This window comes from Weeksella sp. HMSC059D05 (assembly GCF_001809725.1).
Lineage (GTDB): Bacteria > Bacteroidota > Bacteroidia > Flavobacteriales > Weeksellaceae > Weeksella > Weeksella virosa.
On sequence record NZ_KV798549.1, the window covers coordinates 60406 to 84536 of the forward strand.

Here is a 24131-nt window from a genome sequence, read left to right on the forward strand (position 1 = left end):
TTATTCTGATTTTGCGTTTTTATACTTTTTTATTTCCTCAATAAATTCATCAAATAGATATTCTGTATCTACAGGTCCGCCCATAGCTTCTGGATGAAACTGTACTGTGAATATTGGTTTTGATTCGTGTCGGATTCCTTCGCATGTTCCATCGTTTAGGTTGGTAAAGAAAGTTTTGAAACCTGTTGGCAATTGAGTGTCATCTACTGCAAAACCATGATTCTGAGAAGTAATAAAACATTTTGTTGTTCCCACTAACTGTACTGGCTGATTGTGTGAGCGGTGCCCATATTTCAACTTGTATGTTGAAGCTCCAGCAGCTAAACTAACCAATTGATTTCCTAAACAAATCCCAAAAATTGGCTGTTCTTCTTGCAAAGATTTTTTGATGTTTTCTATCGTTGGTGTACACATTTTTGGATCTCCTGGACCGTTCGAAATAAATAATCCATCATACTCTAAAATAGTGTAATCGTAATCCCAAGGTACGCGAATGACTTCTACTCCACGATGAACCAGGCTGCGAATGATATTATTTTTCACTCCACAATCAACCAAAACAACTTTGTATTCTGCTCCTTCATTGTATCGTTTGACTTCTTTAATCGATACCTGATCTACTAAATTATCGGTATTGGGATCGTAAAAATCGATTTCTGTATCGGCTACAATTTTGGCTAATGTAGAGCCTTCTTCTCTTAATTTTTTGGTAATTGCACGCGTATCTACACCATACACCCCTGGAATGTTGTGTGCTTTTAACCAATCTCCTAATTTTTGAATCGCATTCCAATGCGAATAATCGTCCGAATAATAAGAAACAACTAATCCCGAAACCTGAATAGTATTGGATTCTAACCATGCTTCGATTTCATCGATCATTTCTTTATCATCCGGGACGCCATAGTTGCCAACTATCGGAAAAGTCATCACCATGATTTGCCCCTTGTACGAAGGATCTGTTAAACTCTCATTGTATCCTACCATTGCTGTATTGAATACTATTTCACCCGCAGTAGACGTATAGGCTCCGAATGATTGACCTTCTATTTCCAAACCGTCTTGGAAAACAATTTTCACTTTTTTATCCATTGATGATGATGTTTATTTCTGTTTGTAATGCATTGATAAATTTATCGACATACGCTTTGGTAATGGTCAGTGGTGGCAATAATCGAATGACATTGTTACCAGCATACCCTACGAAAATATGATGCTTGGTCAATAAATTGTTTTTGAGCTCGTTGATTGGAAAATCGAACTCGATTCCTACCATAGATCCTCGGCCACGTACTTCTTTAATCTTCGGGAATTTGTTCAACTCCAAACCAATATATTCACCTATTTCTTTGGCATTCTCTATTAGTTTCTCTTTTTCGATAATATCTAAAACTGCTACAGCTGCTGCACAAGCGAGATGATTACCTCCAAAAGTAGTTCCTAACAAACCATAGGAAGCTTCGAAATCCGGCGAAATCAAAACTCCTCCTATCGGGAAGCCATTTCCCATTCCTTTGGCCATTGTAATGAGATCAGCTTTGATATTTGAATGTTGATGAGCGAAAAATTTACCAGAACGTGCATATCCACATTGGATTTCATCGGCAATGAGAATTACTCCATTATCGGTACATAGTTTTCGTAAACCTTGCACAAACTCGTCGGTAGGTAAAATAATTCCACCAACTCCTTGGATAGGTTCGTATATTACTGCAGCTACATCTCCTCCGTCGATAATTTTTTGTATTTCATTCAGGTCATAATCTACAAAAGAAACCTTGTGATGTGCATTATAGGGAGCTACAATTTTGGGATTATCGGTTAGGGCAACCGTACCAGAAGTTCGTCCATGAAAAGCCCCACGAAAAGCAATTACACGATCTTTCCCTGTATGGAAAGAGGCTAATTTCACAGCATTTTCATTGGCTTCTGCACCTGAGTTTACCAAGAATAACGTATAATCTTCGTAACCCGAAAGACGCCCTAATTTCTCTGCTAATTCTTGCTGAATAGGAATTCTTACAGAGTTAGAATAAAACCCTATTTTGTTGATCTGCTCGGTTAATTTTTCTACGTAATATGGATGAGAATGCCCGATAGAAATCACAGCATGCCCGCCATATAAGTCTAAGTATTCTTCACCGTTTTCGTCCCAAAGAATGCAATCTTTTGCTTTTACAGGGGTAACATTCATGATGGGGTATACGTCGAATAGTTTCATTATTTTGTTGATATTTTATTGTTGCGTAATATTTTATTATTTTTATTAATCGAGGATGATCTAGAAAGCTACTGGTTTTAGTTGTAAACCAAGTGTTTCATCCCACCCAAAAATTAAATTCATATTTTGCACTGCTTGCCCTGCTGCGCCTTTTGTTAAGTTATCTATAACCGAAGTGATGAGCAAAACCTTTCCTTCTTTTTTGATATTTAATAAACATTTATTGGTATTGACGACTTGTTTCAGAGCGATGTCTGCATCAGATACAATTGTAAATGGATGGTTTTGATAGTAGTTTTGATATAGCTCAACTGCTTCAGTTTCGGACAAATCAGTTTCGAGATAAACACCTGCTAGAATGCCGCGTGTAAAATCGCCACGCATTGGTAAGAAATACAATTTATGTTCGAAATTTGTATTCAATAGTTCTAAAGTTTGATAAATTTCCCCCTCGTGCTGATGCGAAAATTCTTTATAAAAAGATACATTGTTGTTTCGCCAACTAAAATGTGTAGAAGGCAAAAGACTTTGTCCTGCACCGGTTGAACCGGTAATCGCATTGACATGAATAGCGGACTTTATTTCTTTTTCTGCAGCTAAAGGCAATAAGGCTAACTGAATCGCCGTCGCAAAACACCCAGGATTGGCTATATTTTTGGCTTGTTGAATATCTGTTTTATTGTATTCTGGTAATCCGTATACAAACTTTCTGTTTTTATAAATATGGTCTTTTTCTAGTCGGAAATCATTGCTTAGATCGATAATAACCGTTTGATCTGAGTAGGTATTTTTTGAAAGGAACTCGGCAGATTTCCCATGTCCTAAACACAAAAATACCACATCGGCATTGTGATCTATCGTGTCTGAAAAATAGATTTCTGTTTCGCCCAACAAATCATCATGCACTTTGACGATTGGGTTTCCGGCGTTCGACGTACTGTATACCGAAGTGATTTCTACCATCGGGTGATGCAATAAGATGCGCAAAAGTTCTCCTGCTGTGTATCCTGCTCCACCTACAATGCTTACGGTTATTTTGTTTTTCATGTGTTGTTTATTATTGTGTTTTTGTTGGATAAGCTATTTACAAGAAAGTGAGTTCAATTGAATGAACTCACTTTAACCAATCAATTAATCGAAGCTATGAACTATTTTTAATTGATTCCCGAATATTTTAATAAATCCTCTTGCATCTCTCGAATCCCATGCTTCATTTTCTTCTCCGTATGTTGCTACTTTTGATTGCATCATGTCATACGGTGATTCGATTCCGATCATAGAGAAATGATACGGATTCAGTTGTACTTTTACCTTACCAGTGACATGATTTTGCGATGACTCTAAGAATGCTTCGATATCTCTCATGACAGGATCCAAATATTGAGCTTCATGTAACAAAGTCCCGTACCAGTTTGCCAAAGTATCTTTGTGCAATAATTGCCATCTAGTAAGGGTGTGTTTTTCTAGTAAATGATGAGCTTTGATGAGTAGATGAGCTGCAGGTGCTTCGAAACCAACTCGTCCTTTGATTCCTAATATGGTATCACCAACATGTATGTCTCTCCCGATAGCGTATTCTCCACCAATTTCATTGAGTTTTTGAATTAATTCTACTGCTGTTAATTTTTCACCATTGAGAGCCGTTGGGATTCCTTTCTCAAACTCTATCTCTATAACGGATGGTTCTGTTTTGGATAATTGAGTCGGATAGGCTTCTTCTGGTAATGGCTGATCTGACGTAAGGGTTTCTACGCCTCCTACCGAGGTTCCCCAAATACCTTTATTGATAGAGTATTTGGCTTTTTCCCAACTGTAATGAACTCCTTTTGATTGTAAATAATCTACCTCTTGTTGGCGAGATAACTTCTCGTCTCGGATTGGAGTAATTATTTTCGACTGTGGGGATATAACTGCGAAAGCAAGATCGAACCGAATTTGATCGTTCCCAGCTCCGGTAGAACCATGCACTATATATTCAGCATCTATTTCTTTGGCATACTCTGCAATAGCAATAGATTGGAACATTCTTTCTGCACTCACAGAAAGTGGGTATGTATTATTTTTCAAGACATTTCCGTAGATTAAAAACCGAATACAGTCTGTAAAATATTTCTCGGTAATATCGATAGTGACATGTTTTGCAGAACCCAATTCGTAGGCGCGCTTTTCTATTTCTTTTAGTTCTTCTTTAGAAAATCCTCCCGTGTTTACAATCACTGTATGCATTTCCATTCCTTGTTCTTGTGTAAGATTTACTAAACAGTACGAAGTATCTAAGCCACCACTATAGGCCAAAACTGCTTTTTTGCTCATGAAATGTTGTTTTTTATGTTTGGTAAAATTGTTTGTATTTCTTCTATAAATTTTTTTCGACTTATATTTTCTCTCAAAATAAGTAAAATTGTATCATTACCTGCAATTGTGCCTAACAAAGATGGAAGTTGGTGATTGTCTATTTCGAATGCCAAGCCTAAAGCATAGCCTGGCTTGGTTTTTAGAACTCCCAGGTTTGCAGTAAATTCTAAGCTTACCTCACTTTGCAAAATCGTATTGTGCATTGTTACTCCTTCTTCTGGCAATTGATAACGATAATCACCTTTTTCGGTAGGAACTTTGATTATTTTTAATTCTTTTAAATCTCTCGACAATGTAGCTTGAGTAACTTGTACGTCTTGAGAAATTAGTTTTTTTAACAATTCCTCTTGACTTGCAATTTCTTCAGTAGAGATTAACTTCTCTATTAATTGAAATCTGTATTTTTTATTACTCATTTTGTATAATTATTCAACCATAATCATAAATTCACAAAACTTAGATAAATTTTTTTTGATTACTGAATATTTATTCAATATCAATATCATTCTTTAGACTTTCTTCTTTTTGTTTCTTAGCAAATTCATCATCGAGATTATCATACACTAAACCGGTGCAAATACACATTTTTCTTTCGTTTTCTAATAATATATGGTAATTCTTACAACTTTTACAGCCATTCCAGAACTCTTCGGATTGTGTTAACTCAGAGTACGTTACCGGTTTATATCCCAGCTTTGTATTCATGCGCATTACCGCCAAAGATGTTGTTATGCTAAAAATTTTCGAGTTCGGGAACTTGGTTCTGGATAATGCGAAAATTGCCTTTTTTATTTCTTTTCCAATTCCAGATGTGCGTAGATCGGTACGAACAATCAACCCAGAGTTAACAACAAACTTCTCTTCTTCATACGTTTCGATATAGCTAAATCCAGCCAAAGATCCATCGTCATCAAATGCAATAATGGCATTACCATTGACCATTTTACGCTGTAAATAAACCGGATTTCGCTTGGCAATTCCAGTTTTTCTTTGTCTGGCCGACTCTTCATACCAAAGCACCAATTCATCTGCGTACTTTACATCGTCTTTATTTGCTATTCTCACGACCATTGCTGTAATTGTTTTGATTGAAATTGAGATTGAAAAAAACGATGAAAAAGGAAAAACACTTGGCTGTAGAGCCTAAAAAATTGTTGATTATTTAACTTGCTTCTTTTTGCAAGCGGAAATAATTTTTCCATTTTATGATAAGAATTCAGTTGTTATACTGAAGTACAAATTTAAAAACTTTATTTTTGTAAAACGTAATAAAACTTAAAAAAAACACAATAATTTTATCAACATGCTGAAAATATATAAAATAGGTGGTGGCATCATCGATAATGAGGTAGAATTATCCGACTTTCTCCATCTTTTTTCACAAGAAAAATCACCGAAAATTTTAGTACATGGCGGAGGAAAAGGTGCATCTAAACTTTTACAACAATTAGGGATCGAGCCTAAAATGGTCGATGGTAGACGTATCACTGATCAAGAAACTCTAAATGTTGTTACAGGTTTATACGCCGGAAACATCAACAAATCGATTGTTGCGCAATTACAAAAATTCAACATCAATGCACTTGGACTTTCGGGTGCAGATGCCAATTGTATTACCGCCACAAAACGTCCTGTACACACTATCGATTACGGTTTTGTTGGTGATTTAGACGAAAAAAGTGTCGATGCCGCTAGATTGCAATCTTTTATAGAGTCAAACCTTACGCCTGTTCTTTGTGCAATAACACACGATAAAAAAGGAAATCTTTACAATACCAATGCAGATACCATTGCATCGCAAGTTGCAATTGCGCTAAGTAAATTTTATCAGGTTGAGCTAAATTTTTGTTTTGATAAAGTTGGAGTTTTAAGAGACATTAATGACGATTCCTCGCTCATTTCGAGTATTAATAATAAAGAATATCAGCAATTGAAAGCTGATAAAATAATTTTCGAAGGGATGATTCCGAAATTAGACAACGCTTTCGAGGTAATTGCAGCGGGCGTGAAACAAGTTAATCTGGTACATGCACTTAATATACATACCGAAACAAAAACTGTATTATGTTAAACAGAAAAGAGCTTAAAAATAAAGCAATCGAACTCTTGAAGGATTTAATCGAAAATGAATCTTTTTCAGGAGAAGAAAACAAGACAGCTGATCGAATTGTTGAGTTTTTAGAACAGTCTGGAGCAAAAGCAGAACGGATAAACAACAATGTGTATAGTTTTCACTCTCCTTATGACCCTACCAAAAAAACAATTCTACTGAACTCGCATCACGACACGGTGAAACCTGGTCAATCTTGGACCTACAATCCTTTCGAAGCAAAGATAGAAGGTGATCGTTTAACGGGCTTGGGTAGTAACGATGCTGGTGCTTCGGCAGTTAGTCTTTTGGCTACTTTTATCTATTTTCTAGACAAAGAAATTCCGTTCAACCTTATAGTGGCAATAACGGCAGAAGAAGAAAATTCAGGAAATTTGAATGTTGGCAGTTTGTTACCTTCTCTCCCCAAAATAGATTTGGGTATTGTTGGAGAGCCAACCAAAATGGATATGGCAATCGCAGAAAGAGGGTTAATTGTCTATGATATTGAAGTGAAAGGTAAGACAGGTCATGCTGCGCGCAACGAAGGGATTAATGCTATTTATTTAGCCAATGACCTTTTGAATCGATTACAAAACTTTTGTTTCGATAAAGTATCGGAATTTATGGGACCCGTGAAGTTAACCGTTACCCAAATAGAAGCCGGTAAACAACACAATGTGGTACCAGATTCTTGCAAACTTGTAATGGATGTACGTGTGAACGAACTGTATAGCAATGAGGAAGTAAATGCTCGTTTACAAAAAGAATTTTCTTCGGATTCGATTTCATGTATTCCACGATCTCTGCGATTAAACTCTTCTAAGATAGACCCTACACACCCTATTGTACAAAAAGGGATATCTTTGGGTTGCGCTACATATGGTTCTCCTACCCTTTCTGATCAGTCGATGATGGATTTTACCACTGTAAAAATTGGACCAGGAGATTCTGCTCGATCACATACACCGGATGAATTTATTTATCTTTCGGAAATTGAACATGGAATTGATCGATACATTGCATTACTCGAAGATTTTAATTTTTAGTTGGTAGCTGGTCTATCAGAAATATTAAAAAAACCCGATTCAAAAGAAACGGGTTTTTTTGTATTAATATTTTCTATGAAAAATATTATTGTAATTGGAATCTTACCGGAATACTAAAGTTAAGGATTGCTGGTCTTCCATCTTCTGTTTTCGCCGGAACGATGGTTTTACCTCTACGTTGTTGACGATCGGTAATTCTTTGCAATGCTTTTTTAGCTTCAGGACCTAAATTTGCTTCACTACCAGCTGCTGGTTCAATTTTCACAATTCTACCTTGTGTATCAATCTGGAAGTTTAATTTAGCATTGGCTACATTAATTCCTTTTGATTCTGCTATAGATGTAAAATCTTGTAGTTCATCCCCGATATCAGCTGCAAGACGTCTGTTGAGACATGCTTGCGCTGCTTCTTTACCTTTTCGTGCTTCTCTTTCACAGCCTGGGTAAATTGCCATAATTGCTGCTGTACGAGCAGTTACGGTTGTCGGTGCACCACCTCCATCAGTTTTAGAATCATTTTTAGGTACTTGTTTTGTATTCTTCCCTGCGTCTGGATCTAGATTAACTTCACCTCCACCAGTTTGTGATTTAGATTCTTTCCCTTCACGATCAAAGTATGAAATATCTTTATTTTCGATCGCTTTAACGTCTGGAATCGTTGCTTCTACCTTGGCTTCTTTTTTTGGTTCTGGTATAATCATTTTCACCTGAGCAGTTTCTTCTTGGTAGTGATTTTGCTGTATTTCTGGTTCTGGTTCTGGTTCTGGTTCTGGTTCTACTACCTCTTCCTCTTCTTCCGGAACTTCTGGCATAGTTACATCTTCTAGGTTTACTTCAACTACATTTTCTTCTCGTTGATTCGAAAGTAAATCTGAGTTTGCAAACCATACAACTCCTGCCAAAATCAAAATCACCACACTACCTCGAAGCAAAGCTCTTAGTAGGGCATTGTCTTCGTTTTTTCTGAGTTGGTATGCACCATACTCTTTATTTCTATTCTCGAAAACAATTTCGTTTAATGATTCGTATTTTTTATTGTTAGACATTTTCTCTCTTTTTTAAAACATTCTACGACTTACCTTTATTTACCAGCTTTTTGCTTGTAAACTTCTACTTCTTTTGCATCGGCATCTTTCATACCGTACTTGGTAGATTTGGTAATTTCCATTTCATCCAAAACGTCTACAACGTTTTTGTAATTTGCATCATCAGTCGGTTTAATGATCACGGTAAACATATCCTTATTCTCTGCTCTTGCAGTAGCTGTCTGGATTACTTTACGTATTCCTTCTACCGAATAATCTGTTTCATTCAGTGTTTCTGGACTAAGATCTTTAACTTCTGATTGATGCCAATACAATTTGTTATCTCCACCAATGATGATAGATAATGAGTTTGACAGCTTTATCTCGTCTTGATTTTGCTGTTCAAAAGGTTTATCTAATTTAGGTGGCATATTCAAATTCATGACGTTTGGTTTACTAAACGTTGTCGCGAACATAAAGAATGTAATCAATAAGAAACCTAAATCTACCAAGGGCGCCATATCGACTTTTGTCGACTGTTTCTTCGAGCGTACTTTACCTCCCTCATTTCCTGAGGACTCTTGTATTTGTGCCATTTTCTTTAAATTTCTTTATTATTCTGCAGTTGTAATCAACTGGAATTTGTTCATATTCTTTTCTTGCAATTCGTTCAAGAGTAACTTAAACTGTGGATAAGTCGCTTCTTGGTCACCTTTTATTGCAAGGTTCACTTTATCATTCACTTCCTTAGCAGCGAAAACCCAATCAACCATTTCTTTGTTAGGGTTTATCGTATCTAAAGGTATTCCGGCTTGGCTGCTTTGCAAATATTTCTCGCGATCTCCTGAAGTTAAATTCAAGAACTGACGCATCCCTTGCATTGGCGCACCAAACTCGGCTGTTTCTCTAAAGGCTTTCTTTTCACCGTCTGTAAATCTTACCCCATATTTCTCTCCCATTTTCTCTAAGGTTGGTATTCTATCTTTTTCTTCTAATGAGAATAGATATTTACCTTCCTTGGTAATAGAGATTCGCATCATATTGTCGTCGGCCATTTTCAGCGTTGAAACTGAACTTGGTGTTACCACCTCAACCACTTCTGGTTCGCGAAAGTTGGATGTCAAGATAAAGAAAGTTAACAAAAGCCAAGCCATGTCACTCATAGCTGTTAAGTCCATATTCGGACTTTGTCTTTTCGGTTTAACTCTTGCCATTTTTCTCTGTTTGTTTAATTAATCTTTGTATTATCATTCAATTCTTATACCGAGATAAACTTCTTAAGTTTCTCTTCGGATTATTCTAGATTAATTGTGTGCAGAGAAAGATTGTTGAATGCTCATTCCTACTTCGTCGATTTTGAATGTTAAATCGTCAATTTTAGAAGTAAAGTAAGCATAAGCGATAATTGCGAAAGCTGAAGCTCCAATACCCATACCGGTATTAATTAACGCCTCGGCAATACCAACAGATAATTGTGCAGCATCTGGAGACCCTCCTCCTTCACCTAATGCGAAGAACGCCTTAATCATCCCGATTACTGTTCCCATTAACGCGATTAATGTACCAATAGATGCAACCGTAGAAAGTACCGTCATGTTTTTCTCTAATGTTGGCATTTCTAAAACAGTAGCCTCTTCTAAAGTTTTATTTAATTGTACTAATTTTTGTTCTTTGTTCATGGTATTGTCATTCTGTAATGCTTTATAAGTTGTCAAACCTTCTTTCACTACATTTCCTACAGATCCTTTTTGTTTGTCACAAAGTTCGATAGCCTTGTTGATTTCGTTTTTGTTTAATAAAGCACGGATGTCGTTTACAAATTTGTCTACACTTCCACTACCATTTGCTTTACCTAAAACAATTGCACGGTCGATTGAGAAAACAATTACCATAAAGAAGAATGTCATCAAGAATGGGATGATGTGACCTCCTTTACGAATAATTCCTAAGAAATTTAATGGGTGCCCATACTCAACATCTCCGCCCTCAAAATTTCCTTCATTACCAAACCAAAGGTAGAAAATACATGCTGCTATAGCATACAAAATTACAATTGTGATTACTGGATTAATACCTGCCTTTTTTCCTGTTTGCTTAGCTGGTACAGTTACATTCTTTTCCATTTACTAATTCTTTTAAATAATTTATGTTTTTTATTAACGTGGGTGTAAATTAAGTGAAAATTTTTCAAATCAACCATATAAATTTTTGGTTGTTCATGTAAATTTAATATTTCGATTAAAAAAAGAGGTTTTATAGTCATTTTTCTGAAACAAAAAACTAGAGCAACCTAAATCTATTCAATTCAAATGAAAAAAACTTCACTTCTATTACTTTCCGTTTAACAAATATAAATAAGTTTTAGATAATCCTATTTATTTTTTACAAATAATGATTTTTATAGCATTTAACTTTTTCCGACCTTTGACACCTCAATCAATCCTATGAAAGTTTGCATCGCAGAAAAGCCAAGCGTTGCCAAGGACATTGCCCAAGTTTTGGGTGCCAATCAACGCAAAGACGGCTACTATGAAGGTAATGGCTATCAAGTAACTTGGACTTTTGGACATCTATGTACGCTCAAAGAGCCGCACGATTATACCCCAACTTGGCGTAGTTGGGATCTGAATCATCTCCCGATTATTCCGCCATCTTTCGGTATAAAACTCATCCATAATAAAGGTGTAGAGAAGCAGTTTAGAATCATCGAACGACTTGTCCAACAATCTACCGAAGTCATTAACTGTGGTGATGCTGGCCAAGAAGGAGAATTGATTCAACGTTGGGTTTTGCAAAAAGCCAAAAATAATGCTCCACTTAAACGTTTATGGATTTCTTCCCTAACTGAAGAAGCCATACAAGAAGGTTTTGAAAATCTAAAAGATGGCAATCTATATAATAATCTCTATGCTGCAGGTAGTGCACGAGCAATTGGTGATTGGCTATTAGGCATCAACGCAACACGAGCTTTTACCAAAAAATATGCTCCTTTTGGGACAGTTCTATCTATAGGACGAGTGCAGACACCTACCTTGGCAATGATTGTAGAGAGACAAAAAGAGATAGATTCGTTTGTGATTGAAGAGTATTGGGAACTAAAAACACTCTATAAAGAAACAGAGTTTATTGCGACAATCGATCGGCTAAAAACAAAAGAAAAAGCAGAGAAAGGCTTGGAATATTTGAAGCAATTCCCGTTAGAAATCATCGCATTCGAAACAAAAGAAGGAAAAGAGAAACCTCCTCGTTTATTCGATTTGACTTCCTTGCAAGTAGAAGCCAATAAAAAATTAGCTTATTCTGCCGAAAATACCTTGAAATATGTACAAAGTCTCTATGAAAAAAAAATGGTGACTTATCCACGCGTCGACACCACTTATTTATCAGAGGATTTACACCCTAAAATAGAGGGAATTTTACAAAAGCTAACACCGTACGCAACTTATACAGCTTCTCTGTTAGAAAAACCAATTGCGAAATCAAAAAATATTTTCGACAATTCGAAAGTTACCGATCACCATGCAATTATCCCTACCGGAAATTTCTCTTCTGATCTCACAATCGATGAAAAGAAAATTTATGATATGATTTGTCGTCGATTTATTAGCGTGTTTTATCCTGATTGCCTTGTATCGAATACTTTGGTTGAGGCAAAAATTGGCGATATAAATTTTAGAACAACAGGAAAGCAAATTCTCGATTTTGGTTGGCGTGTTTTGTATCCGAAGGATAAAAAAAACCAAGAAGAAAAAGAAGAAGAAAAAACTATACCAAATTTCGTGGTTGGTGAAAAAGGACCTCACGAGCCTTTTATTCATCAAGGTAAAACCACACCGCCCAAACCGTACACAGAAGCTACTTTGTTGCGCGCTATGGAAACGGCGGGCAAACAAGTAGACGATGAAGAAATGCGCGACTTACTGAAAGAAAACGGTATTGGCCGTCCATCTACCCGAGCAAATATTATCGAAACGCTTTTCAAAAGAAAATATATTGAGAAGAAACGCAAAAATATTTTTGCTACCCTAACCGGCATTCAGTTGATTGATTTGATTGAAAATGATTTGCTAAAAAGTCCTGAACTCACTGGCCAATGGGAATTGAAATTGCGTCTAATAGAGAAGGGTGAATATAGTCTAGAGGTGTTCAAGGAAGAACTGATCGAGATGGTAAAAGAAGTAACCAATGGTGTAAAATTTAGCATTAAAAAACCAATAAGAGTAGAACCAGAAGAAAAAACAAAACCGAAAAGAGAAAAAAAAGAAACGCAAAAAATAGAAGAGCTTCTATGCCCTAAGTGCCAGCAACATACTTTGGTAAAAGGAAAAACGGCCTACGGTTGTCGTAATTTTTCGGACTGCGGATTTGTGCTTCCTTTCGAGTGGTGTGCTAAAAAATTAACCAACAAACAGACAGTAGATTTGATTACTAAACACAAAACTGCCAAGATAAAAGGTTTTATTATTGATAATGTGAAGGTTGATGGCAATCTATTTTTAGACGAGAATCTTGCCATCCAACTGAAACAAAGTTAAACCATATATGTCTTGCCACGAAGTGCTAAAAAAATTACTGGTACAATTCTAAAGTTTCTTTCAGTTTGTTTTTTATTTGTTCAATTAGTTCTTGTGGTTCTAAAACCTTCACTTGTTTCCCATAAGAAATAATTTCTGTAACAAAATCTTGAGTAAGATAAATCGTTAATTCTACAGTGGTAAATTCATCATCTTCTTGCACTATTTTCTGTGATGAATGTAGCGGCAAAGTCTTTATATAACCAGCCTGCCGTTTGGTAAATTGTAATATAACACGGCTTGGTAATTCTGTATTCGGAGAAATCACACCAAAACAATGCCTGAATTTTTCTTCATAATTAAACACGATTTCCTTTTCGATTCTGTGCGCGGACAGGTCGATAGAAAGCATTCTTTCTAACCCAAAAACCTTTTGTAAATCTTTTTCCTGCGCAATCAAATACCAACGATTTCTGCTTTGTTTAATGGCCAAAGGAGAAACTTCGCGTTGTGTTATCACTTCTTCGCCAAATTTTTGGTAAGAAAATTTCAGTTTTCTTTTTTTTTGAATAGCTTGAATAATTGGCAAAAGAAAATCGGTGTTTTGAGGTGGCATTTTTTCTAAATGGACGATCTCTTGCAAAGAGTGCGTCATGTTCAATGCATTAAAAGAGTTTATTTGTTCGATTGTCTGCAGAAATAAATCACTCGCAAATTCATACTGCTCAATATAATAGCCTTTTTCTTTTCGACTATATAAAATATCAATTCCCAAAATTGTTCTGATTTCTTGGATATCTCGCTGCAATGTTCTTTTAGAAAAACTGAACAAGACATCTTCATTTCTTAGGTTATAAATCTCGAATTGTTTTTCTAAGTGTTGGTACAAATCTTCGTATGAACAATAAGGAGTACGAGATAATTTTGTGATGATGTTAAAATATCGAGCAATGTAATCTTGTTTTGCCATTGGATTGATTTCTAACAAAGATAAAAAAAGCAAATGGATTGAGGTATCCTCAACCCATTTGCAGGTAAACTAAAACAATTCTAATTCAACTAAAATTAAATTCCGCTTGCTTGTTGCTTGAAGCTCGTTTGTTTTTGCTGAACTTTATTTTTTATTTCTTGTGCTTTTTGTGATACTTCTATACCTGATTCTGGTTTTTCAATCGTGTCTTGTGCTTCTTCTGCTTCTTCAGAGGGTTCTATAGCTTCTAAATCTTTTACATTTACTGTCTCTATAACGTTTATCAATTTAGAGGCTAGCTCATCGTCTACTGAAGGTTCATTTTTCACTTCTACACTGAGAAATACTGCTGGGACATTATTGTCTTGTGGATATTTCGATTCGGTTTCGAAAACCCCTTTGTTTTCTATATTTTCAGACTCTAAACTTTTTGCGATATCTGTTGCCAAAAGAATCGATTGTTTTTTTTGTAAATTGGTTTTCGATACTACTGCCGTTATGTTGTCCTTCGTCGCAGAAGCATTCTTAAAACTTACTGTGAGCACATAATCTGGGTTAACTTGCGATAATATAGCAACAGGATCTTGGGTTTTGTCTTGGGTTAATTCTTTCCACATCAGAACTTTCACATTATTTTTATCGAGCTCTGCAATCTTATCCATGAGTTTGTCCACTACCGAAGTTTCCTTTTCGGTATCTAAGTTATTTACAATATCGATGATAACAACTTTAGGCTCATCTGCTTTGATTGGTATAAAAGCAAAGAATACTACAGAAAATGTTACGAGCATTAAAATTTTTACTACATTTTTCATACGTCTAGTTTTTTCTATTAATAAATCACTTTTCACTATACACTCTTGCAGAGATTAAGCCATAAATTGATAAAGAATGCTAAAGAATGTTATAATATCCTTAAAAAAAAGATTATTGTTCTTCGCTTTCTTTTTCAGCTAAATCTTTATGAACTAAAAAAGTGGCGAACGGTATGAAAGCAAATAATAGGTAGAAAATAAATTTTTCGTCATCCCATTTATAAATTTTTCGTACTACGAATGCCAGGGCAATGTACACAGAGAACCAAAATCCATGAAAAGTACCGGCAAACGGCATTGGCCATATAATTCCGTATTGGTATTTCAGCGGCATTGCAATTAAAAATAAAACGGCACAGCTTACTGCTTCCCAAACGCATGTAATCTTGAACCATTTTTTTAGTTTTTCGGGCTGATTGAATAATTCCATAACAAACTTCAAAGTTGGTCAAAAATACCAATTTCTTTCAAAATTATTCATGATAATGATTAGTAAACGTTATAAGAAATACTTATTTTTCTGTCGATTTAGCTTCTAATTCTTTTTGCAGATATATTTATAATACAAGTATATTATTATTGACAATGGCAAGACAGTGTTTCTTGTCGTAACTTTGCTTCTCTTCTGAACCCTGTAGATTATAAGGGAAGCCTAGACAAACATTGTGAGGTGAAGGAAACATAAAAGCCCGAGAATTTACTCAGACTTTTTTCTATTTTTATTTTATGATTTTTTTTATATAATTAAACCATAATAAATATATTATAAAACAAAAAAATTTTTGTTAGGATAAATAAACTTTATCCGACTTTGCCGTTCAACTTGTTTTTACACTAATACGACGTTATAGCTAGCGCTTTCTTTGTTATTATTTTGTCGCCTTAAATGATTTTACTACGAAATAAATCAACGGAAAAAAAATTAGGCCTAACGTCATGGGTAAAAACCAAACTCCAAATCCGTCTGCTTGTCCAGCACTGTTATAATGCTTTGGAATTGTATCAGGTAAGTTTGTGTAGATCGTGATTATCAAAACCAATATTGAAAGAATTGATGTCTGACCAAGAATTTCAAGCGGCTGGTCAAATGTTGTAAGTTCTAGTTTTTAATTTAGTCTTTCACTGATTATTTCTATTGTTGTTGGCTAGGTTTTTTTTAGTATTGGTTACAACGTTTCAAGGCTTTGTGATAGTCTGGTTTGATGCAATATAAGTAAAAAAAACAAAAAACCATTGGAACATTCAATGGCTTTCTATTTATATCTTGATTATTTTACCAGAATCTGTAATAAAAACACCTCTGTATTGTGGGAATTTTTTCAACAATTTCTTTCCTTTCTTTTTCCCCATTACCATAATTGAAGTACTCAGTGCATTTGCAAATTCAGTCGATGGACCATAAACCGTTACGCTTGTTAATCCTGTTGAAGGCATGCCTGTTTTAGGATTAATGATATGTCCATATCGAGTATCATTGATTTCGACAAATTTTTCATACGAACCTGAGGTTGCAATAGATGAATTGTTTATGCGTAAAACCTTCGCAATACCATGTCTTTTAAATGGGTTTTTAATGCCAATTTTCCATTCTTTTTCATCAATTGGTTTTCCCCAAATAGCCATATCGCCAGAAGCGTTTACAATTCCTGCTTCTATTCCTTTTGCTTGTAAAACCTCTTTAGCTTTGTCCGCAGCATAACTTTTTCCTATAGAGCCAAATCCTATTTTCATACCAATGTCTTTAAGAAAAATGGTAGTATCTTGAGGATTTAGTAGAATCTTTTGATAATCTACATTTCTTACCGATTGTTTTATTTCTATAGGTGATGGCAAACTATCCATAAATCCTGAAAAATCCCAAATACGATCCATAGCTGCAATGCTAATGTCAAAAGCACCATTGGAAAGTTTTGAATATTGAAGGGCACGTTGAGTTAATTCAAATACTTCAACATCAACTTTTACAGGACGAATTCCTGCTTGTTGATTAACATGAGAAATTTGTGTTTCGGGCATCCATTCAGATATAAGATATTCGATACGTTTCATTTCTTCAAAAGCTTCATCAATGGCAATATTTGCCTGAATAGAATCTTTAGAAACTACAGATATATGAAAGGTTGAACCCATGATTAATGCTGACTTTTCTATCAATTTTTTATCTTGACTATAAGAAAAATTAGCTAAAAACATAAAAAATAGTCCAACTATTATCGAACCGTATTGAAGTGTGATATGTGATTTTTTTAGTAGCAATCGGTAAGTATTTGTTGTTGTGATCGATAATAATCGATCGATTGTTGATTATAAAATTTTACTATCTCATCAAGTTTTTTCTCTACATCTTTCTGCATTTGCAACGACCCGCAAATCATTACAAAACCATTGTTTTCAAGTAAATCAGCAAAAAACTCTTTGTCTTTTTCTACTAAATCCATTACATATTGTTTATTCTCTTCGCGAGAAAAAGCAAATTGCATGGTTCCAAGTTGCTCTTTGCTAATTTGACGTTTTGCAAAACTTTGATAATTAGTGATTAATTCATTATTAAATCTAAAACCAGCGTATAAATGTATTGGGATGCGTTTAGTATTATTTTCTATCATACCCAGAAAAGGAGCAATACCAGTACCATTGGCTATCATAACAACTTTTGTGGCTGATTTCGGAAAATGGAATGAAGTGTTTTTTAAAATTCGGGCATTCAGAATAGAGCCTGAAGAAAAATTATAAAAATAATTAGAACCTAAGCCATCAGAATATAACTTGACAAGTAACTGAATGTTTTTTTCAGTTTTCCCGATAGAATATAACCTTTCTATATGATTATTTTGTGGATAAATAGCCAACAAATCTCCTGATTCGAATTTACTTCTTTTAAGGGGTTTTAATATGATTTTGAATGTGCTATTCGAGTTTGAAACAGCTGTTTTTTCTAATACCTTAAATTGTTTAAGTTTAGGCATTTTATTGTTATAAACGGCAGGAGTAGTAGAGATATTGAATGTGGTTTTATTAGACCAATCATGAGCCCATAAAACAAATTCATTAGCCATTCGGTCATTTACTGTATATAATTGGGTAATTGGAGTAGCCCATGTTTGTTGAGCTAATGCCGAAAAAACTTCTTCTGCAAATGCACAGTATTTTTCGTATGCTTTAGATCCGAAACCTACAACCGAGAATTGTATAGGTGAGGGTTGATTAATTTTTTGAACTAATTCTATAAACTTTGTAGCATTTGTAGGAGCATCACCAACTCCGTAAGTAGAAGTAAATACTACTAAATGTTTGGCATCTGGAAAAACTGTATAAGCGTTCATTTCAGCTAAATACGTTTTTTTTCCTTCTGCTAATAATTGCTGATGTATTTGACTTGCAAAACCAAGAGTAGAACCATTTTCAGAGCCTACTAATAGTACAATTTCTGCATCTTTTACTTTCCATTTATTTTTAATTGTTGCACGCGTACGTTTGTATGTGATTACAAAACCTGTATACATAAAAAACAGGATGTTTAAAGAAGCTAATCCTAAAATGATTGCCCAAATACTGTTGGTACGTCCTGTATGTAAATCGATATTTATCTTCTCGAAGACTGCAGAATAAGGAAGAACCGATTCGTGCATAATCTCACCATTTACTTGATTAACAGATACAACTCTGTCTTTTAAATTGATAATAAATGGCTCTTCTGGGTCATCTGGTATAAATGGAAATTCTATCTTTTCTACGTTGGCTAAACGAGTCTCTTGGAAATAAGCTATCTCTGCAATGTCTTTAAAATTAATTTCATCGACAATATTATCATACGTTTTTTCTTCAGGTGGTTGTTGCATAAAATCTAACCGAACCATGAAGATAAATGTACCCGTAAGCGCAATAATCATTACAGGAATTAACATCCATCGACCAGTAACTACGTGGAAGTATTGCGAAAAGAAATCTTTATTGATTTTAGCAAAAAAGTTACGAAGACCCTTTTGTCTTTTCAAAATCAATACAAAACCACTAATAGTGATCAAAAAAAGTAAAAACGATACAACACCTACAATTGCTCGACCTGTTTCTTTTAAAAAGAGCGAACGATGTAAAGCTGTAACCCATTGTATGAAAGCACTTTTGGGTTTTATTTCACCTAATAAGTCACCTGTTGTAGGATCAATATATCCTTCAATAGTTTGCCCTTGCTCATCCATCGCTTGGATTGTCACAAAATCGTTGTGATTAACTTCAACAGTTAATACTTCGAAGTATTTATCTCTTAATGTAGGTATTACCTCGGCTAAAGTAATAGAATCGAAGTTTTCTACTCGGTACGCAGGTGTTTTTTCTTGAACAGCATCGAATGCCAAAATAACACCAGTAATAGAAAGGATAAGCAAAAAGGCAGCAGAAAGATAAGCTAATGCTAAATGGGCATACCTCCAAATAGACAACGTCATTTGATGTTATTGAACTTTAATGAAACGAACCTGTTTGATATAACCTTTGCCATTAACACCAGCTTTGTTTGATAAAGCAGCGGTAGTTAAAGGAACTTCAGCATCTTTAACGTGATATTTTTGTGTCTCTACTGCTGATTCAAATCGCAATGTATATCCTTTGTCTAGTTTTGCAGTATCGAATTCTATTACACGAGTTGCTCTAGCTCCACCAGCTACTGATGCACCCGTAATGGCATTTAGATTTTCTTTTTTCTTTACACGAAACTTTTCCCATTCTACCAATGTGTTATACCACTCTTTATCAGGACCAAGTACGCCTAAAGTTTTTTCATAATTGCCCTTTGGGTCTATTAATGATATAATGATATAAGCTTCTTTACCAGTATAATGTTGCATTTGTATCATGGTTTTATACTTAGTAGTTTGCCCAAATGTAAGTTGAGCAAAAAGCAACATAAAAAAAGAATAGGCTAAAAGTTGAATTGATTTTTTCATAGTTTATTTTAAAAAGTCAATAGAAATTGTATTGTTTGATAAAAATTCATTTTGCGACGCTAAATCGTAAGCTGTTTCTTCAAATACAGTTGTTAGGTTTTTGTCGATTCCTAATTCAACCAAAGCTTTTAAAACCTCATCATCTTTAGCAGTTAACGCCGCTTGGTGCAATGCTGTATTTCCATCTAAATCTTGAGCATTAATATCAACTCCAAGTGATGCCATAAGTTTAATTAATTCAACATTGTTTTTATCAGTCGCTAAATGAAGTATCGTTTGTCCGTTTGCTTGAGTTTTTGAAAAGTCTAATCCTGCAGCTTTTAAAACTTGTAGTTTTTTATAAAAATCTGATGCTAAGATTGATGATTCATTTCTTGAAGGTCTATATGATTGTACCCAATAAGCGGCTAAATTATTGCCTTGTTTATCTAAAATATGAACATCAGCACCATGTTTTAGCAATAGCTCTACTACTTCCGAACTTCCCGAAGCAACAGCTTTTGTTAATGCACTTTCGTTGTTGTTGTTTTTTAGGTTAACATCTACATTGTGATTGAGCAACACTTGAACAACTTCTAGGTTTCCACCAGCTGCTGCATTCATCAATACTGTATTATTCTCTTTATCTGCAATGGTTGGTTTTACGCCTTGATTCAAAAAATAATGAATAATATCCATATTTGGTCGACGCACCAATGCGTGTAATATAGTTTGCCCTTTTGGGTCTAAAGCTTTTGGGTTTAAATGATAATTTTCAACTAAAGCTTGATAAACCTCCAAACCATTTTGTACTCTTCTAGATCCTTGAGTAGCAAAAAATAACGCTTGATCAGTAAGCTTGATACCGCGCTTCATCAATTGATCAATAATTTCTAAATTACCTAATCTAGCCGCATAATCAGCTACTGTTCTTCCATAGTTGTCTTTATGCGTTAACGAAACTCCTTTTGAAATAAAGTAATCCGTTAGTTTCAAATCCTTATCGTAGGCAATTGCATACATAATAAGATTGGTACCTTCTTCTGATAAAATTGTTGGTTTTACGCCTTGATCAAATAATAAATCATAAACAGCGCTATTTGTATTACCAGCTGATGCTGCATAAGCAATAACGGGCGTTCCATAACTATCTTTATAATGTACATCCGATCCTTTATCTATCAAAAGTTTCACTATTTCTAAGTTGCCTGCAGCAGCGGCCCATTGTAAATAAGAACGAGAATGATGAGTTTTTTTATGAACATCATTACCCTCTTGCTCTATTAAAAATTTAATAACGTCATTAGAAATCCTGTTGTTTATTGCCATCGTAACAGGATCATGAAAACCACCGTTTTGCTCCGAAGGACTATTACCCTTAGAAATTTCTGACTTTACAGTTTCGAGAGTAGGTTTTGCCTTCCAAAAATCAGCTTGTAGTAAAGTATTGTTTTGCGCTTTAACAAAAAATATTGCAGAAAGGAATATTACAGTAAAGAATGTTTTTCTCATGAGAATGAATATATTTTTGAATCGCTTTATTTTAACTTAATCTAAATAAAAGCAAAAATACAAATTAAAGTCAATTGAGCAAAACTTAGGATATTTATTTCTATTCTTTTAAGGATGTTTTTATTACCTCGTGTTCTGTATAGTTTTTATGGTATGTCCAACTGGACTGGGATTTTTATATTGATAATTCAGCTTCTTACCGTTATTATCTGCAGCGTATTTTTCTTCAATATTTATATTAATACAATTAACCTTTTTCTTATACCCTCTATACTTACCATCAAAATTAGTATACAAAATGTCGTTTTAGCCAAACGAAAAAAGACGAGCCATTAGCCCGTCTTTAATAAATGTTATATGACGTATTTTTATTACTTTTTTATTACTTTTTTATTACTTTTTTTAGTGTGAAAATTACCATTTATATCTTCAATTTGTACGATGTAAATAGATTTCGGAATTTGACCAATAAAAACTTTTTCATTAATGATTTCTGAGCGTAGAATTAATCTACCTTTTAAATCATATATAGAAATTGTCTTTGGATTAAATGTAGAGTTGATAATTTTCACATATAGCCAATTATCTTGAATTGTTGTCAAAAATTTATCATTTAGATCATCTAAATCCTGTGTGGATAAATGATAATTTTTATAATATGCTTTATTACCATCTACATTAGTTAAAATTAGTTGTAATCCATTATCTATTGGGTTAATTTCATACTCGTAGTCATAAAATTCATCCAAAATTCCAACTTTGAAAAAGTTATCAAGATAATATCCTTCAAAATAAATATTTTCAGCAAGACTACATTCTCCATCAACGAAACCTGATTGCAAGGTGAGTATATTGTCATTGATAGAACCATTTAAGAGAACTTCAGTACAAACAGAAGTAAAAAAACAACATTGTTTTCAGACTCGCATTCTTGGCATAAAAACTTAGTTTCTGATACTTCATCATTGTTTGGTGCAAGAAGCTCCTCTTCATTTACAACTAATTTTTCTAGATACCATGTATTTTCGATTAGTTCATTTTGTTGGGCTTTAGTAGAAAGCCCAGCTATTAGAAAAGTTATTAATATTAATTTTTTCATAACTATTAATTTTTAATAAGGTTTTTAGAATCTACGATTTGTCCATCGCAAACCAATGTAACGATATAATGTCCAGATTGGTAATTAGCTAAACCAATGATTGTTTGCGTACTGTTAGTGTTCAACACGTAATTATTTGAAACGCCATTGGTAACCCCTGTAACCATGATAAATGCAGAAGTGCTGTTTTCAATATCGTAATCTATCTGTAATTGTGAATTTGCAGGGTTCGGCGATAAACTTATTAATTTGTAAGGATTAATTTTGACTTCAACTTCGCCATAATCTTTGAAACCATCTTCAGTAATTACTTCCAATTTGTATTTTTTGGTAATTTCAGGAGTAATGGTGAAATCTTTTCCGGTGTAGATTAGATTGCTATTTTCATCGTACCAATTGTATTCAGCCGCCTCAAATATGTCGTGGGCAGTCAATGTTACTTCTTCATTTTTACCAATTTCTCTGTCATTTCCTGCATTTGCATTAAAAAGATTTCTCGGTTTTTTTTTAATCTCGAAAGTTTCTCCTCCCATGATTTCACCAGTAGATGCATCTCTTTGGATTACATGGTATCTATATTTATTTTTCTCTGTTGCTTTTTTTATCAAGAAGTTAAAAGATAAATAAATAGTACCAAGCTCATTTGCATTTAGCTGTAGATTGTCTATTATAACATTATTATCCTTTACTATTTATTTCTTTTCATCCTTTGTGTCTTCTAATTGGGAGGCTGTTTTCCCTCCTCTTTCCCAAGCGGCATAAATAATATTGTCCATTTTTACTGCTACTTCTGCTTCTTCATAAATGGCTTTTCCAGTTTCTATATCTTCTTTAACAAGCTCTAAAAAAAATTTTTTTGTATAATTGTAAGGGTTGGATACGGCAACTGCTGCACCAATGTCTTTCTTATTAGAAATGTCTATAACGGCAATATTTCTCCAAGCTAAATTATTGTTGATTCTGACCATATGATTTGGATTGGTGGTATGTGGAGAAGTCAAAGGGTCATAACCATTATTTTCTATGTCGTCATTTAATTCTTCCATTAATGGTTCAATCGTCTTTGTGTCCGCATAGCCAATAAATGCACAAGGTTCATTACAATGTGTCAACCAAACTTCTTGTTGCCAACTTGTGTAGCTTGGCGTTCTTTCACTTGCTTGTAATAAAAGTTCTTTTTCAATATTCTCTGAATTTTCAATTCCTTCATAATCATTAAATTCCCCTTCATATTTTTCAGATGCTTGTCCGTCTGCGATGCACCAAGGACAAATATATTCGGGTTTTTCAACGCTATAAAATGAGCATGTTTATTTAACTTGTCTATTCTCGTTACATACAGAACAAACTCCTTCTACATTTTCGAAAATGTCAAGTTCGTATGCGTTTGGACTGTACTTAAATTTCGGTAATTCCATTTTTTCTGTTTTTACGGTTCGTTCGGTTAATATTGCCACCAACGTTTCGGGGCTTTGCGAAGTGGCGGAAAATCGAAGCGGAAAGTTTCCATTTAGACGACACGTAGCAAAAGCAATTTCTATTTGCTAAATTACATTTTAAA

Annotated in this window: 24 protein-coding genes and 1 pseudogene; 3 read left to right on the forward strand and 22 right to left on the reverse strand. The window is 34.4% G+C overall.

The annotated features are described in order from the left end of the window. The 6 genes from carA to HMPREF2660_RS09380 form a co-directional block, all read right to left on the reverse strand. Positions 1-1092: a glutamine-hydrolyzing carbamoyl-phosphate synthase small subunit gene (gene carA, locus HMPREF2660_RS09355; protein ID WP_070486896.1), complete on the reverse strand. Its 1092-nt coding sequence runs from the start codon at positions 1090-1092 to the stop codon at positions 1-3. Next, positions 1085-2221, reverse strand: coding sequence for an aspartate aminotransferase family protein (locus HMPREF2660_RS09360; protein ID WP_013597415.1), 1137 nt, complete (start codon positions 2219-2221; stop codon positions 1085-1087). The genes carA and HMPREF2660_RS09360 overlap by 8 nt, the downstream gene beginning before the upstream one ends. Before the next feature lie 60 nt (positions 2222-2281). After that, positions 2282-3268, reverse strand: coding sequence for an N-acetyl-gamma-glutamyl-phosphate reductase (gene argC, locus HMPREF2660_RS09365; protein WP_070486898.1), 987 nt, complete (start codon positions 3266-3268; stop codon positions 2282-2284). A gap of 84 nt (positions 3269-3352) precedes the next feature. Continuing rightward, a complete protein-coding gene (argG, locus tag HMPREF2660_RS09370; protein WP_013597417.1) occupies positions 3353-4534 on the reverse strand; it encodes an argininosuccinate synthase in 1182 nt (393 codons plus the stop codon). Next, positions 4531-4992, reverse strand: a complete 462-nt coding sequence (locus HMPREF2660_RS09375) for an arginine repressor (RefSeq protein WP_013597418.1) — start codon at positions 4990-4992, stop codon at positions 4531-4533. Before HMPREF2660_RS09375 ends, argG begins: the two co-directional genes overlap by 4 nt. 70 nt (positions 4993-5062) lie before the next feature. Next, positions 5063-5647: a GNAT family N-acetyltransferase gene (locus tag HMPREF2660_RS09380; protein ID WP_013597419.1), complete on the reverse strand. Its 585-nt coding sequence runs from the start codon at positions 5645-5647 to the stop codon at positions 5063-5065. 232 nt (positions 5648-5879) lie between these two features. Between HMPREF2660_RS09380 and argB the strand changes: the two genes are divergently transcribed. Together argB and HMPREF2660_RS09390 are read left to right on the forward strand one after the other, a co-directional pair. Continuing rightward, positions 5880-6647 carry an acetylglutamate kinase gene (gene argB / locus HMPREF2660_RS09385; protein ID WP_070486900.1) on the forward strand — a complete coding sequence of 256 codons (768 nt, stop codon included), beginning with the start codon at positions 5880-5882 and terminating at the stop codon, positions 6645-6647. Continuing rightward, complete coding sequence (locus HMPREF2660_RS09390) at positions 6641-7714, forward strand: M20 family metallo-hydrolase (protein WP_070486901.1); 1074 nt, start codon at positions 6641-6643, stop codon at positions 7712-7714. The genes argB and HMPREF2660_RS09390 overlap by 7 nt, the downstream gene beginning before the upstream one ends. A gap of 85 nt (positions 7715-7799) precedes the next feature. Here the strand turns inward: HMPREF2660_RS09390 and HMPREF2660_RS11005 are convergent, their stop codons facing one another. From HMPREF2660_RS11005 to HMPREF2660_RS09410, 4 genes are all read right to left on the reverse strand, one after another. After that, positions 7800-8759, reverse strand: a complete 960-nt coding sequence (locus tag HMPREF2660_RS11005) for a hypothetical protein (protein ID WP_013597422.1) — start codon at positions 8757-8759, stop codon at positions 7800-7802. Between the two features lie 35 nt (positions 8760-8794). Beyond that, a complete protein-coding gene (locus HMPREF2660_RS09400; protein WP_013597423.1) occupies positions 8795-9334 on the reverse strand; it encodes an ExbD/TolR family protein in 540 nt (179 codons plus the stop codon). An 18-nt stretch (positions 9335-9352) separates the two neighbouring features. Then, on the reverse strand, positions 9353-9952 hold the full coding sequence (locus HMPREF2660_RS09405) for an ExbD/TolR family protein (protein WP_013597424.1): 600 nt from the start codon (positions 9950-9952) through the stop codon (positions 9353-9355). Positions 9953-10042: 90 nt separating this feature from the next. Beyond that, complete coding sequence (locus HMPREF2660_RS09410; RefSeq protein WP_013597425.1) at positions 10043-10861, reverse strand: MotA/TolQ/ExbB proton channel family protein; 819 nt, start codon at positions 10859-10861, stop codon at positions 10043-10045. Positions 10862-11182: 321 nt separating this feature from the next. On the opposite strand from HMPREF2660_RS09410, the gene HMPREF2660_RS09415 reads away from it, so the two are divergent. Continuing rightward, positions 11183-13273, forward strand: coding sequence for a type IA DNA topoisomerase (locus tag HMPREF2660_RS09415; protein WP_070486903.1), 2091 nt, complete (start codon positions 11183-11185; stop codon positions 13271-13273). Between the two features lie 34 nt (positions 13274-13307). Here HMPREF2660_RS09415 and HMPREF2660_RS09420 read toward each other — a convergent pair whose 3' ends face one another. The 12 genes and pseudogenes from HMPREF2660_RS09420 to HMPREF2660_RS10915 all read right to left on the reverse strand — a co-directional run bounded on the left by HMPREF2660_RS09420 (position 13308) and on the right by HMPREF2660_RS10915 (position 23988). Further along, a complete protein-coding gene (locus HMPREF2660_RS09420) occupies positions 13308-14222 on the reverse strand; it encodes a helix-turn-helix transcriptional regulator (protein WP_070486905.1) in 915 nt (304 codons plus the stop codon). Between the two features lie 95 nt (positions 14223-14317). Continuing rightward, positions 14318-15037 carry a hypothetical protein gene (locus HMPREF2660_RS09425; protein WP_070486907.1) on the reverse strand — a complete coding sequence of 240 codons (720 nt, stop codon included), beginning with the start codon at positions 15035-15037 and terminating at the stop codon, positions 14318-14320. A 112-nt stretch (positions 15038-15149) separates the two neighbouring features. Further along, on the reverse strand, positions 15150-15467 hold the full coding sequence (locus HMPREF2660_RS09430; protein ID WP_013597429.1) for a DUF3817 domain-containing protein: 318 nt from the start codon (positions 15465-15467) through the stop codon (positions 15150-15152). Positions 15468-15906: 439 nt separating this feature from the next. After that, on the reverse strand, positions 15907-16077 hold the full coding sequence (locus HMPREF2660_RS10810; protein WP_255356447.1) for a DUF1648 domain-containing protein: 171 nt from the start codon (positions 16075-16077) through the stop codon (positions 15907-15909). Positions 16078-16294: 217 nt separating this feature from the next. Beyond that, positions 16295-17293: an FAD:protein FMN transferase gene (locus HMPREF2660_RS09435; RefSeq protein ID WP_083299116.1), complete on the reverse strand. Its 999-nt coding sequence runs from the start codon at positions 17291-17293 to the stop codon at positions 16295-16297. Next, entirely contained in the window at positions 17284-19482 is a 2199-nt protein-coding gene (locus HMPREF2660_RS09440; protein ID WP_070486911.1) for a PepSY domain-containing protein, read from the reverse strand. Before HMPREF2660_RS09440 ends, HMPREF2660_RS09435 begins: the two co-directional genes overlap by 10 nt. A gap of 6 nt (positions 19483-19488) precedes the next feature. After that, complete coding sequence (locus HMPREF2660_RS09445; protein WP_070486913.1) at positions 19489-19980, reverse strand: DUF2271 domain-containing protein; 492 nt, start codon at positions 19978-19980, stop codon at positions 19489-19491. Positions 19981-19983: 3 nt separating this feature from the next. Beyond that, complete coding sequence (locus HMPREF2660_RS09450) at positions 19984-21471, reverse strand: ankyrin repeat domain-containing protein (RefSeq protein WP_070486915.1); 1488 nt, start codon at positions 21469-21471, stop codon at positions 19984-19986. Positions 21472-21842: 371 nt separating this feature from the next. Further along, positions 21843-22313: a T9SS type A sorting domain-containing protein gene (locus HMPREF2660_RS09455; protein ID WP_013597436.1), complete on the reverse strand. Its 471-nt coding sequence runs from the start codon at positions 22311-22313 to the stop codon at positions 21843-21845. A 29-nt stretch (positions 22314-22342) separates the two neighbouring features. Then, positions 22343-22570 carry a hypothetical protein gene (locus HMPREF2660_RS09460; RefSeq protein ID WP_013597437.1) on the reverse strand — a complete coding sequence of 76 codons (228 nt, stop codon included), beginning with the start codon at positions 22568-22570 and terminating at the stop codon, positions 22343-22345. A 5-nt stretch (positions 22571-22575) separates the two neighbouring features. After that, the gene (locus HMPREF2660_RS09465) at positions 22576-23178 is read right to left on the reverse strand and encodes a hypothetical protein (RefSeq protein ID WP_070486917.1); all 603 of its coding nucleotides are present in this window, start codon (positions 23176-23178) and stop codon (positions 22576-22578) included. An 84-nt stretch (positions 23179-23262) separates the two neighbouring features. Next, a pseudogene (locus tag HMPREF2660_RS10915) lies at positions 23263-23988 on the reverse strand (CbrC family protein). Between the last annotated feature and the right edge of the window lie 143 nt (positions 23989-24131).